The sequence below is a fragment of the Streptomyces sp. NPDC028910 genome (assembly GCF_055564955.1).
Genome location: NZ_JBVHVF010000008.1, coordinates 123,452 through 136,488 on the forward strand (window position 1 = coordinate 123,452; position 13,037 = coordinate 136,488).

Genomic DNA, 13,037 nt, shown 5'->3' on the forward strand with positions numbered 1-13,037 from the left:
GGTTCCCGTGGCCGACACTCCGCAGGGGGTCAGGCCAGCCGCTCGGTGACCCGGAGCCGCTCCGCGACGACCAGGGTGTCGTCGTCGACCGTGAACCCCGGGTCACCGAGCACCGCGCGCATCGGCTCGCCGTGCCAGAACCCCTCGTGTGCCGTGCGCCATTCGGCCACTGACGCGAACCCCTCGCCCTCGTCGAGCGCGTGCGGCAGCCCGACGTCGGCGAGCCGCAGCACCTCCACGGCCGTCACCTCCACCACCGCCACCCCCTGCTCCCCGGAGTCGACCAGCAGGAACCGGGCGCCGGGCTCCGGCAGCGGCTCGGCCTCCGCCTCGTACGCCGCGAGCAGGCCCGTGGTGCTGGTCTTCGCCCCGCTCAGGACGGCCGCGACCAGCTGATCGCGCAGCGGACCGGGAAACCCCATCAGATACGGGGGCAGATCATCGTGTGCAGTCATGGGTTCAGCCTAAGGCGCCGTTCCGACGACCTCCCAGAACCGGCACAACCACCCCAACTCACACCGGCACCCCAGCAGTTGAAACCCGCCACGCACTGGACTGGACCTTGACTCGGAGCTGTGCGTACCGCTTTGCTGTGCGTGATCACCGGTGTGCTCACCGGCACGATCCCCCGACCATCCGGCCGAACCGCACGCGTGCGCCCTGCGCGCGTTTCGGCCGCCGCTGACCCTCGTCCACCCGCGTCCTGGAGGGAAACCCGCGGATGTCCCCGCCTCCGCCGCCCCTCGGCCGCGCCCGCAAGCGGGACGCCCAGCTCTTCGACCCGGCCCTCTGCGACGCCGAACTCGTCGACGTGCGCTCCCAGTTCACCCAGGGCCGCTGGTCCAGAGCCCGCTCCCTCCTCGTCGGCACCGGCGACGACTGGGACCGCCGGGGCCACCGCGTCGTCGTCCTCGCCCAGACCCCGGCAGCCACCGCCTGGGCCGGCGAATGGCTGCTCGCCGAACCCGACAGCGCCGACGCCGCCACCCTCCTCGCCTGCGCCGCCGTCTTCACCGCCCTGCGCCGCAAGGGCACACCGGCCGCCGCCGAGGAAGCCTGCCGCCGGGCCGCCGCCCTGCTCCCCGCCGACCCCACCCCCTGGCTGGGACTGCTCCTCCTCTCCCGTGCCTTCGGCACCGAGGAGGAGTTCAGCCGCCACTTCGACCAGGTCCGGGCCCGCCACCGCGAGCACCACCACGCCCACCACCTGATGGTCGCCAAACTCGCCGAACGCGCCCTCGCCGCCGGCCAGGACCCCCTCCACGAGGTCTACGACTTCGCCGCCTGGGCCGCCGAGGAGTCCCCGGCCGACTCCCCGCTCGCCGTGCTTCCCGTTGTCGCCCACGCCGAGCGCTACCGCGTGCTCGCCGCCACCCACGGCCACACCCCCGAAGGCGCCGCCGCGCACTGGGCGGGCCGCCGCGCCCGCCAGGTCCTGCGCTCCGCCTTCGACTGGTGGCTGGAATGGGAACGCGACGACCACCCCCGCAACCGGGTCGACCTCAACTTCCTCGCCCACGCCAAACTCTGCGAGGGCCGCCCCGCCGAGGCCGCCGCCCTCTTCCACCGCATCGGCAGCCACGCCACCCGCGCCCCCTGGTCCTATCCGGACCGGGACCCGCAGAAGGCCTTCCTCGCCGCGCGCAGCGTCGCGCTCGGCACCGCCTGACGTCCCCCGGCCCGGCCCGACGCCCTACTCCGCCCGACGCCCCCCGAAGACGCCCCGCCCCCCGAAGACGCCCCGCCCCCGAGAAACACGCGCCCCCGAAAGGACGCCGCCATGCCGACGGGCAGATCCACCACGCTCCAAGACCCGGCCGAGATCCGTACGTACAAGGGCCAGGACCGGGCCCTGCGCGCCGACCGCCTCGGCACCGCCGGCCTGCTCCTCTCCGTACTCGCCGCCAGCGCGCCCCTGATGGTGGTCGCCGGTGTCATGCCCACGACCTTCGGGGTCATGGGCATCGTCGGCCAGCCGCTGCTCTTCGTCATCCTCGGCGCCGTCCTCGCGCTCTTCAGCATCGGCTACGCCGAGATGAGCCGGCACGTCCACAACGCCGGCGCCTTCTACGCGTACATCGCCCGCGGCCTCGGCCCCACCGCCGGCGCGGGTGCCTCCCTCGTCGCCCTCGTCGCGTACAGCGCCATGCAGGTCGGCGTCTACGGCATCCTCGGCTTCGAGATCTCCGGCCTCTTCGCCACCTACCTGGAGATCGAACTCGCCTGGTGGATACCGGCCCTCCTGGCCGTCGCCGTGACCGGCGCACTCGGCTGGCTCAAGATCGACCTGAACGCCAAGGTCCTGGGTGTCCTCCTCCTGGTCGAGTGCGCCCTCGTCGTCGCCTTCGACCTCGCCGCCCTCACCAAGCCCGGCCCCGAGGGCCTCTCGCTCCACGCCTTCAACCCCGAGACCCTCAGCGGAGCCGGCTTCGGCACCGCGCTCTGCTTCTGCATCGCCGCCTTCGTCGGCTTCGAGCAGTCCCCGGTGTACGCCGAGGAGACCAGCAAGCCGCACATCGTCGTCTCCCGGGTGATGTTCCTGGCCGTCGGCTTCGTCGCGCTCTTCTTCGCCCTCAGCGCCTGGGCCCTCACCGTCGCCACCGGCCCCTCCGAGGTCGTCAGGACCTCCGCCGAGGCCGGCCCCGGCCTGCTCTTCCAGCTCACCGAGAGCCGCCTGGGCGCCACCTTCACCGACGTCCTGCACGTCCTCTTCGTGACCGGCATGTTCGCGGCCATGCTCAGCTTCCACAACGTGGTCGCCCGCTACGCCTTCGCCATGGGCCGCGAGGGTCTGCTCCCGGCCGCCTTCGGCCGCACCAACGCCGGCACCGGCGCCCCCGGCACCGGCTCCCTCCTGCAGACCGGCGTCGCCGCCCTCGTCGTGATCGCCTTCGCGCTCTCCGAGGACAAGGCACCCGCCGACCCCGCCCTCGAAGTGCAGCTCCCCGACCCCACCGCCCCCGTACTGCACCTGTTCACCTGGATGGGCAGCGTCGGCGCCCTCGGTGTGACCCTCCTCATGTCCGCCGCCTCCTTCGCCGTCATCGCCTTCTTCGTCCGCCGCGGCACCGCCCGCGCCCAGGTCTGGCGGCTCGTCGCGGCAGGAGCCGCCGGTCTCGCGCTGCTCGCCATCGCCGCCTACACCGTCAAGGACTTCGGCGTCCTGGTCGGCGCCGAGAAGGGCTCCGCGCTCAGCTGGGTCCTGCCCGGCATCATCGCCGCCGCCGTCGTGACCGGCCTGGCGTACGGAGCGGTGCTGCGCCGCAGCCGCCCCGAGGTGCACGCCCGCATCGGCCTGGGCAACGAGGCCTTCCGCCTCGACCAGGCGGCAGAGGCCACCCCGGGCGACTGACCTCGCTTTCCAGCGCCGACGAAGCCCCCGACGCCCGTTTCCAAGGTCGTCGGGGGCTTCGGTGCGTGGAGGGCGATTTTGGCGGGTGGCGGAGCCTCATGGTCTCCTGGGGCGACCCAAACCACCCGGATCGCGCCACAGGGGACACCACCCAGCTCCCCTGTGAGCGGTCCGGGCCTGCCTTGTCCCACCCACGAAGGCGAAGTCCTACATGAGTGACCTGAGTGAGCGCACCTTGACCGAGGCCCCGGCCCCGGCGTCCTCCCACCACGTCGACGCCGGTGACGAGGGCTACAGCAAGGACCTCAAGTCCCGCCACATCAACATGATCGCGATCGGCGGAGCGATAGGCACCGGCCTGTTCCTCGGCGCCGGCGGCCGCCTCGCCGGAGCGGGCCCCTCGCTCGCGATCGCCTACGCGGTGTGCGGAGTCTTCGCCTTCTTCGTCGTCCGGGCGCTCGGCGAACTCGTCCTCTACCGCCCCTCCTCCGGTGCCTTCGTCTCCTACGCCCGTGAGTTCATGGGCGAGAAGGGCGCCTACACGGCCGGCTGGCTGTACTTCCTGAACTGGTCCACGACCACCGTGGCCGACATCACGGCCGCCGCGACCTACGCCCACTTCTGGTCGATGTTCACCGACGTCCCCCAGTGGGTCCTCGCCTTCATCGCACTCGCCATCGTGCTCACCGCCAACCTGATCTCGGTGAAGTACTTCGGCGAGATGGAGTTCTGGTTCTCGGCGGTCAAGGTCGCCGCCCTGGTGGTCTTCCTGATCGTCGGCATCTGGCTCGTCGCCACCAGCCACGAGATCGGCGGCCACACCCCGGGCCTCGCCACCATCACCGACAACGGCGGCATCTTCCCCACCGGCGTCCTCCCGATGCTCCTCGTGATCCAGGGCGTGGTCTTCGCGTACGCCTCCGTCGAGCTCTGCGGAGTCGCCGCGGGCGAGACCGAGAACCCCGAGAAGATCATGCCGAAGGCGATCAACTCGATCATGTGGCGCGTGGGCCTCTTCTACGTCGGCTCGGTCGTCCTCCTCGCCCTCCTGCTGCCCTACACGGCGTACTCCTCCGACCAGAGCCCCTTCGTCACCGTCTTCGACAAGCTCGGCGTCCCGGGAGCCGCGGGCGTCATGAACCTGGTCGTCCTGACCGCGGCCCTCTCCAGCCTGAACTCCGGCCTCTACTCCACCGGCCGGATCCTGCGCTCGATGGCCATGTCCGGCTCCGCCCCGCGGTTCACCGCCCGCATGAACAAGGGCAAGGTCCCCTACGGCGGCGTCCTCTTCACCGCCGCCTTCGGCCTGGCCGGCGTCGCCCTGAACAAGTTCATGCCGTCCGAGGCCTTCGAGATCGTCCTCAACTTCGCCTCGCTCGGCATCCTCGGCACCTGGGCGATGGTGATGCTCTGCTCGCTGCACTTCTGGCGCCGCGCCCAGCAGGGCAGCCTGGAGCGCCCGTCCTACCGCCTGCCCTGGGCCCCGTACACCCAGCTGATCACGCTCGCCTTCCTCCTCACGGTGCTGGTCCTGATGTGGTGTGACGGCGGAGTCGGCCGCACCACGGTCATGTGCGTCCCGGTCATCGCCGCCGCCCTGGTCGGCGGCTGGTTCCTGGTCCGCGGCCGAGTGGCCGAAATCGCCGCCTCCCGCGACTGACCCCCACCCGGCCAGGAGGCCCCCGCGCGGGAGCGGGATACCGTCCCGCGCGAGGGCTCGGGTTCCAACCGGTTCGGAGCATGCAGGAGACCCCGTCGGCGTCTGGCCATCAGACCTGTCCGGTCGGCATCGACCGTCCCCGGTACATCCGTCATCAGCCCAGGTAGGGTCAACTTCCGAGATCCTTAACGACACCTGCAGCCCCGGAGGTCCCCCAGTGACGCCAGCAGCCCGGCAGCCCGCACCCAAGCCCGGCCCCCCGCCGAGCCGGGAGCGGTGGTTCCAGCCGAGGCGCTCGGGCTTCCAGTGGGAGCAGGACGGACTCGACCACATCCGGCAGTTGATGCCGAAGACCGAGCCCTATCGCGCGTGGGCGACCTTCTCGTTCACCGCCGCCTCCGGTCGCATCAACGAGTGCGATCTGCTGATCGCCGTACCCGGTGGGCTCTACCTCCTGGAGCTCAAGGGGCACCCCGGCCAGGTCGTCAACCACGGGGACACCTGGCAGTTCCACGCGGACCGGGTGCGCACACTCAAGAACCCGCTGCATCTCACCGACCTCAAGACCAAGGAGCTGAAGAACCAGCTCGAACGGGCCGCCCGCGCCGACGGCAAGGATGCGCGGGATGTGCCGTTCATCAAGCCTGCCGTCTTCCTGCACTCGCCGGGACTGGTCAGCGGACTCGACGAATTCCAGCGCACCGGCGTCTACGGCCTGAACGACGGTTCCAGTGGGCTCGCGAAGATCTGGGACGACCTCCTCGGGCTGCCCCCCGAGCGCGAGAGCTGGCGCATCACCCCGCGCACCAGCCACCTCCTCGAACAGTGGATGCAGCGCATCGGCATCAGCCACTCCGTCGCCCACCTGAGATTCGGCGACGACTGGAAGCTGGAGCCGCGCGCCCTGGACGTCGGCCCCGGCTGGGAAGACCGCCTTGCGGTGCGCGACGACGGACTGGTCCAGGAGGAGGGCCGGGTACGCATCTACCTCGTCGGCCAGGCGGTCGGCGAGGCGGAGAAGCGTGCCGCCGACCGGGCCGCGCGCCGCGAGTACCAGGTACTCCAGGGCATCAACCACCGGGGCATCGCCCAGGCCGCGCAGATCCGCGAGCATCAGGGCGGCCCGGCAATTCTCTTCCGGCACCGCCACACCGACCTGCGCCTGGATGCCTACCTCGACGCGTACGGGGGCCGCCTCACCCCTGAGATGCGCCTCGACCTGGTCCGGCAGCTCGCCGAGGCCGTGCGCTACGCACACAACCGCTCGCTCTACCACCGTGCACTCGCTGCCCGCTCCGTCTACGTGTCGGCACACCAGGACGGCTCCGACCCCGTCGTCCGCATCACCGACTGGCAGACGGCCGCCCGCGACTTCGAGACGAGCGGCCTGACCTCCCTCGCAGGTACCGCGCTTGACGCCGGCCTCATCACGGACGCCGCCCGCGTCTATCTGGCTCCGGAGACCGATCAGGAGTTCGCCGACCCGGTCGACCTGGACATCTTCGGCCTCGGCAGCCTCGCCTACCTGCTGCTGACAGGCGAGCCGCCGGCTGACCGGCGCAGCGCGCTGATCGACCGGCTGGCCGCCGAGGGGGGCCTGCACCCGTACGCCGTCGCCGACGGCATCTCCGCCGCCCTCGACGACCTGGTGTTCCAGGCGACCCGCGCCGACATCAACGATCGCGTCGACTCTGCCGACCGCTTCCTCGACCTCCTTGACCAGGCCGAGCAGGACTCCGCCGTCCCCGAACAGCCGGGGCTTCCGGCCGCCGACCCGCTCACCGTGCTGCCTGGCCAGCCCCTCGACGCCGTCTGGACGGTCAAGCGCGTACTCGGCACCGGCGCCACCGCCCGTGCCCTGCTGGTCGAAAGGGAAGTAGAGGATGCGGAAGGACCGGACGGGGAGCCGGTGCGGGAGCAGCGCGTCTTCAAGGTGGCGCTCGACCGGCAGAAGGACGCCCGCCTCTTCGCGGAGGCCCGGGCACTGAAGGAGATCGGCGGCGGCAGGATCGTACGGCTCCTGGAAGAGCCCCGCGAGCTGGCCGGGCACACCCTCCTGGAGATCGAGTACGCGGGTGAGTCGAGCCTCGGCGCACGACTGCGCGGCGAGGGCAGGCTCACGTACGACCAGCTGGAGCGGTACGGAAACGACCTCTTCCTCGCCCTCGACCAGCTGGCGGCGAAGGGGGTTCGGCACCGCGACATCAAGCCGGACAACCTCGGCCTCTACAAGCGCAGCGACGGTTCCTGGCAGCTCATGCTGTTCGACTTCTCCCTCGCCGACGCCCCGGACCGCGACATCAGCGCGGGCACCCGCGGCTATCTGGACCCCTTCCTCGGCGACACCCGCCGCTCCCGCTTCGACGACCACGCCGAGTGGTACGGCGCCGCCGTCACCCTCCACGAGATGGCTTCCGGCGAGCGTCCCGTCTGGGGCGACGGCCAGATCGACCCGCGCACCGTCACCGACGCCGAGCTGTACGTCGCAGGCGAACTGTTCGAGCCCGACCTGCAGGACGGTCTCACTGCCTTCTTCCGGCGCGCCCTCCACCGGGACCTCGACCGCCGTTTCGACAGCCTGCAGCAGATGCAGGACGCCTGGCGGCAGCTGTTCCGTAACGCCGATTCGACGCGGCCGGCAACGACCCCCGCCACCGTCGGCGCCGGTATCGCCACCGCAGACGAGGCACGTGAACACGCGGCGGCCGCGGCCGAGTTGACGACTGCCCTGGGTCCTGCAGGTCTCTCGCCGCGCGCTGTCTCGGTCGCGGCAGGCCTGGGAGCCACCACCGTCGGCGCCCTGCTCGATATCCCGCCGCACACGATCTCCCGCGCACGCGGCGCCGGAGCCCTGGTCCGCAAGGAGCTCAACCGCCGGCACAAGCAGTGGACGGCCCTGCTGCGCCGGCCCGCCTCGACGGCCGCCCCCGCGGGCCTGGGCGCCCTGGACGACGCCCTCGGCGTCCGGCACGAATCGGTGGACGCGCTCGCCGCCCGCCTGGAACCGGGCCCCGCGCGCAAGGGAAACCTCCGTCCAGAGGTCGTCCGACTCACCCTGGGCCTGCACGACACTCAGGACCTCGGGCTGTGGCCCGCACAGGTCGCCATCGCCAAGAAGATGGACACCAGCCAGGCCACGGTCTCCCGGCACCAGAGCGCCGCCGTCGACGAATGGGCCGAAACCCCGTGGATCTCCCAGATCCGTGACGAGCTGGTCCAGATCCTCGCCGAATCCGGCCGGGTGATGACCGTCGACGAGGCGGCCGCCGAACTCCGCGTCCGCCACGGTGCGGGCGGCGACACCCCGGAGCGGACCCTCGTGAAGGCGCTCGCCGTGGTACGGGCCGCGGCCGAGACGGAAGCCCGCCGGCGCGGCGACGACGCCGAGGGGGAGGGCGACGAACCGCGCCTGGCGATCCTGCGTCGCGGAACGCGCGTACTGCTGGCACTCGACTCGCTGCCCGGCACCGACGACCCGACCCCGCCGGAATTGGCCGATCACGCCGCCGCCCTCGGGATCGCGGCGGAGGACCTCGCCGGCCGCGATCCGCTGCCCGGCCGCGCGACCGTCGTCCGCGAGCTGCGCGCCGTTCAGGCTCCGGAGGGAATGGCGCCGATTGCCGACACCCGCCTGGTGGCCCTCGCGGCGGCCGTCGCCACCGGTGTCGCGGCCTCCCCTCGGCTGGAGCTGTACCCGACGAGTCTCGAACTCGCCCGCGCGCTGCGCATTTCGCAGGCGGCCGCCGGAGTCAGACGCGATCTGGGCATCTCGGCCGGCGAACTCCTCGCCCGCGTCCAGGCCCGCTTCCCCTCCCTGGGCGCCGGCGACGAGCCCACGCACGTCGAGCTGGAGGAGGCCCTGCGCGAGGCACAGTTCCCGCTGTCCTACTCCCACGACCGCAAGCGATTCTTCCCGCCTGCGGTGGAGGCGGGACACTGGCCGAGCTCCACGTACACGCGCACCAGCGTGCTGGTCGCCGAGGCGCAGGTGGCGGTGGCCACGGGACGCGACCCGCAGACGGTGCTGCGCGCCCGGCTGGACGCCTCGGCACGCCGCGGCGGCTTCCTCGCCCTTACCCTGAAAGCTGCGGAGCTCCCGGGCGCGGCCGAGGCCCTGGCCGCCGAGTTCCCCGTCGTACCGGTAGACCTCAACGCCGAGCTGCTGACCGTGTTCCGGGAACTGGTGGAGGAGCGGGGCAAGAACTGGACGGCGGTGCTCCGTGCAGACACCAGGTTCACGGAAACCGGTGAACTCGGCGCGGCCCTGCGCTCGTACACGCAGGTGGTGGCCGAGCGCCTGGCCGAGCGCCTGAGGGTGGCGGCCGAGGCCTCGGGGACCAAGGCGGTCCTCTTCGTCCACAACGCCGGTCTCCTGGCCCGCTACTGGGACGGCGGCGGCCGGGAGCTGCTGTCCGCGCTGCAGCAGTCGGCCCGCCGTCCGGCGGATCTCCCGCACGGCCTGTGGTGGTTGTGTCCGATGGAGGATCCGAAGCAGACACCATCGCTGGACGGCCGCACGGTGGAGGTCGTGGACCGGGCGACCGAATGGGCTGTGCTGGACCGACTGTTCCTGAAGGAGCTGCGGCAGGGGTCCTGAGGTGCGAGGGGGCTGCCTCCTTCTGGAGGCGGCACCCTAAGATCAGGCTGTGCCTCAGACTTCGAAGGAAGACCACTACGCGGGCGCCGCGTTACGACACCACTATGACGCCGTCTACTTGCACGACGACGGCCGACTGCCCAACGCGGACCACCATTTCGGCTTCGCCGTGGAATGTGCGCTGAAGAGTCTGATGCTGCGCTACACCAAGGTATCGGTGGCTCCGATCAAGCCGGGTGGACAGCCGACCAACAAGCCGTACATCCCCCAGCAGAACGGGAAACCGCGGTTCGTCGAGCATCTTCCGGAGGCCTGGTCGGACACAGGAGACGTCATATCCGATGCCACGCTCCTGCTCCGCGGACGCACCGGAAGCGTCCTGTCTGCAATCCTGGCGGCAGAGGCGCCGTTCGCCACCTGGAGCGTGCACGACCGCTACAGTGACGGGTCCTCCGTGATCGAGGCCGATGTGCGAGCCCGCCGCGCCGCATCCGAACAGATCCTCGGCCTGCACGAGCAGGCACTCATCGACGGAGTACTCACGTGACCCTCCCGCCCGATCCGGTCCGCTTCGACGCGGCGCGCCCCCTCGCGCTCGCCGTCGCCCACGACGCGGCCGCATCCGGTGTCGACGCGCTCCTCGTACGGGACATCTTCGGCCGGTTCTCCCTGCTCCTGGACGACCGGCCCGGAAAGATCGACGGTAGCGTTACTGAGGCCTGGCGTGAGCAACTCACCAGCACCCTCGGCCGGTACGCAGCGGACCGCCCTCTGCTCCTCGCCTCCGGCCTCTTCCAGCCGGACGCGTACTTCGCCTCGCCCCGGGCGGTCGCCGAACTCGGTTACGCTGCCGGCCCGGACCAGGGCAGCATCCGCTGGCTCGACAACACCGTCGTCGGCGAGGACTGGGCGAAGGTGAGCACCCCCGAACCGGAGTCCGGGGGAGTACGTACAGCTCGTACCGCGCTGTACGGCTTCAAGGGTGGTGTGGGCCGCTCGACCGCCACTTTCATGCTGGCCAAACACCTCGCCGGCCAGGGTAACTGCGTCCTGGTCGTCGACCTCGACCTGGAGTCGCCCGGCGCGGGCCCTCTGCTCGTCGCCGAAGAGCAGCTACCCCAGTACGGGATCATCGACCAGCTCGTGGAATCGGCGCTGGGTAACGAGGAAGGCCTCGACCTCGTCGCGCAGGCCACCCACTTCCAGCTCCAGAACAACGGCGAGCTCTGGGTGGCCCCCGCCCGCGGCCGAGGAACGCCCGGCACGGAGTACGCGTACGTCGACAAGCTCAACCGTGTCTATGCCGACGTGCCAGGACATGGCCAGGGCGGCTTCGCGGACCGCCTGGAGGCGGCGGTCCGCGCCTGCGAGGACGCGGTCGCCAGGGAAAGTCGCCGCCCCGACGTCGTACTCCTCGACAGCCGGGCGGGTATCCACGACATCGCCGCCGTCGCGATCTCACGCCTCTGCGACCTCGCGCTGCTCTTCGGCAGCGACAACGGCCAGACGTGGGCCGGCTACCGCGACCTCTTCATGGCCTGGCGTTCCTCGGGGCAGGCGCCGGAAATCCGGGAGAAGCTGCGGATGGTCGCCTCGATGGTCCCGGACTCCGACCGTCCGGCTTACCTGGAGGCGTTCCGGGACCATGCTTGGGAGTGCTTCTCCGTCCTCTACGACGATCTCGTCGATGGCGACACGGGCTTCAACCCCAGCCCGGAGGACGGCTCGGCGCCGCACTCGCCCATTCCGATCTTGTTCGCCATCGAACTCGTCGGCCTCGACGCTGTCTCGACGCCCGGCTGGGACAATCGTGCGTTCGTTCAGGCCGCGTACGATTCCTTCCTGAAGACTGCCACCCGCCTGATGATCGAAGGACCGCGATGACCGCCCCGCTCGAGGCCGAGGACTACCGGAACCTGCTGGTTTCCGCGCTGCCCCCCGCGCAGGACGCCGACACGGTCGAACCGACGCTCTCCAACCTCTTCACCCCGGACACCCACCGCCTTGCCCTCCACGTGGACACCACCGTGGTGCGGGGCGGCCGTGGCGTGGGTAAGACCTTCTGGTGCCGGTCCCTGCTCGACGATCAGTTGCGGGACGTCGCTGCGGAGGAGTACCGCATCGAACGGCTCCGGCACCTGAAGGTCTCGCCGGGATACAGCGCGGTGCTGGACCCCGACCTGTACCCGGGCGCAGGCGAGCTGGCCAGTCTCGTGGACGGCGAGGGTGGCGTGCGTGCCTACGACCTGTGGAACGCCGTGCTCCTCGTGGCACTCGGACAGCCCGAGCTCCAAGGGAACATGGAGTGGAAGGACCGCATCGCCTGGGTGAAGGCCAACCCGGGAGCGCGCGACCGGACCATCGCCCAGGCCGACAAGCAGGCACAAGCTGACAAGATCACGCACCTCGTCCTCTTCGATGCTCTGGAGCACCTCCACCGGGATCGAGTCCAGGCCGACCGGCTGGTCGCGGGCATCCTTCAGCTGGCTCTGGAGATGCGGCTGAGCACCAGGAACATCAGGTGCAAGATCTTCATCCGGCCCGACATGTTCGACGGGGCGCTCCTCCATTTCCCAGATGCCTCAAAGCTGACGTCGAACGCCGCCAGCCTGCAGTGGACGACCACCAACCTGTACGGCCTCTTCTTCCACTACCTTGGCAACCACGACAGCGAAGAGTCCGAGAGCTTCCGCTCCTGGACCGGCGGCTGGACCGAGCACGCGGGGCGGCATCTGTTGCCCTCCACCCTGCTCGGCGACGAGCAGATCCAGGCCGAAGTCTTCAACGTGCTGGCAGGACCGTACATGGGGGCGAATTACCGGAAGGGCATCACCTACACGTGGCTGCCCAACCACCTCATGGACGGCGTCGAGCAGGTGAGCCCGCGCAGCTTCCTCAACGCCCTGGGCATGGCCGTGCACGAGACGCGCGGTAAGTATGCGGGGCATGAGTACGCCATCCACCACGAGGGCATCCGGCGAGGAGTGCAGTCCGCCTCACAGACCCGCGTCGGTGAAATCCGCGAGGACATGCCGTGGGTGCGCACCGCCATCGAGCCGCTGGACGGCCAGCAGGTGCCGATCGACGAGGCGCTCGTGCTGGACTTGTGGGAAGAGTCGGATCTGACGGTCACCCTGCAGCGGGAGGCGGCGCGTGCCAATGCGGGCGGGAACGGCGCGGAGGTCCGTACCGGACCGCGGTACCCGGACGACTACCTGCGCCTGATCGACGAGCTGATCGCCCTCGGTGTCATGCGGCGCCGCAAGGACGGCCGGATCGACCTGCCGGACGTGTACCGGATTGCCTTCTCCATCGGGCGCAAGGGCGGAGTACCGAAGGTCCGCTCGTAGCCCCCTGCCCTCCCGGGCCCCGCAGCCCCTCGGATATTCGCCAGGCCGGACGAAAAGCACCGCTGGCCTGGCAGGATA

Annotated in this window: 8 protein-coding genes; 7 read left to right on the forward strand and 1 reads right to left on the reverse strand. The window is 70.7% G+C overall.

The window, feature by feature from the left end:
- Nucleotides 1-29 precede the first annotated feature (29 nt).
- On the reverse strand, nucleotides 30-455 hold the full coding sequence (locus tag ACZ4TV_RS13395; protein ID WP_468133934.1) for an ASCH domain-containing protein: 426 nt from the start codon (nucleotides 453-455) through the stop codon (nucleotides 30-32).
- Nucleotides 456-721: 266 nt separating this feature from the next.
- Here ACZ4TV_RS13395 and ACZ4TV_RS13400 point away from each other — a divergent pair, with 266 nt between their 5' ends.
- The 7 genes from ACZ4TV_RS13400 (at nucleotide 722) to ACZ4TV_RS13430 (ending at nucleotide 12,959) form a co-directional block, all read left to right on the forward strand.
- Nucleotides 722-1,669, forward strand: coding sequence for a hypothetical protein (locus tag ACZ4TV_RS13400; protein WP_468133936.1), 948 nt, complete (start codon nucleotides 722-724; stop codon nucleotides 1,667-1,669).
- 111 nt (nucleotides 1,670-1,780) lie between these two features.
- Complete coding sequence (locus tag ACZ4TV_RS13405) at nucleotides 1,781-3,352, forward strand: APC family permease (RefSeq protein WP_468133938.1); 1,572 nt, start codon at nucleotides 1,781-1,783, stop codon at nucleotides 3,350-3,352.
- 211 nt (nucleotides 3,353-3,563) lie between these two features.
- Entirely contained in the window at nucleotides 3,564-5,012 is a 1,449-nt protein-coding gene (locus ACZ4TV_RS13410; RefSeq protein ID WP_468133940.1) for an amino acid permease, read from the forward strand.
- Nucleotides 5,013-5,229: 217 nt separating this feature from the next.
- A complete protein-coding gene (gene pglW / locus ACZ4TV_RS13415; protein WP_468133942.1) occupies nucleotides 5,230-9,609 on the forward strand; it encodes a BREX system serine/threonine kinase PglW in 4,380 nt (1,459 codons plus the stop codon).
- A 49-nt stretch (nucleotides 9,610-9,658) separates the two neighbouring features.
- Nucleotides 9,659-10,156 (forward strand): hypothetical protein, encoded by a 498-nt coding sequence (locus tag ACZ4TV_RS13420; protein WP_468133944.1) that lies wholly within the window; start codon nucleotides 9,659-9,661, stop codon nucleotides 10,154-10,156.
- Entirely contained in the window at nucleotides 10,153-11,493 is a 1,341-nt protein-coding gene (locus ACZ4TV_RS13425; RefSeq protein ID WP_468133946.1) for a KGGVGR-motif variant AAA ATPase, read from the forward strand. The genes ACZ4TV_RS13420 and ACZ4TV_RS13425 overlap by 4 nt, the downstream gene beginning before the upstream one ends.
- A complete protein-coding gene (locus ACZ4TV_RS13430; protein WP_468133948.1) occupies nucleotides 11,490-12,959 on the forward strand; it encodes a hypothetical protein in 1,470 nt (489 codons plus the stop codon). Before ACZ4TV_RS13425 ends, ACZ4TV_RS13430 begins: the two co-directional genes overlap by 4 nt.
- The last annotated feature ends 78 nt before the right edge of the window (nucleotides 12,960-13,037 follow it).

Excerpts from the sequence above, each read along its gene's own strand:
- ACZ4TV_RS13395 (WP_468133934.1), bottom strand. The coding sequence starts at position 455 with ATGACTGCACACGATGATCTGCCCCCGTATCTGATGGGGTTTCCCGGT.
- ACZ4TV_RS13410 (WP_468133940.1), top strand. The coding sequence starts at position 3,564 with ATGAGTGACCTGAGTGAGCGCACCTTGACCGAGGCCCCGGCCCCGGCG.
- ACZ4TV_RS13400 (WP_468133936.1), top strand. The coding sequence starts at position 722 with ATGTCCCCGCCTCCGCCGCCCCTCGGCCGCGCCCGCAAGCGGGACGCC.
- ACZ4TV_RS13430 (WP_468133948.1), top strand. The coding sequence starts at position 11,490 with ATGACCGCCCCGCTCGAGGCCGAGGACTACCGGAACCTGCTGGTTTCC.
- ACZ4TV_RS13405 (WP_468133938.1), top strand. The coding sequence starts at position 1,781 with ATGCCGACGGGCAGATCCACCACGCTCCAAGACCCGGCCGAGATCCGT.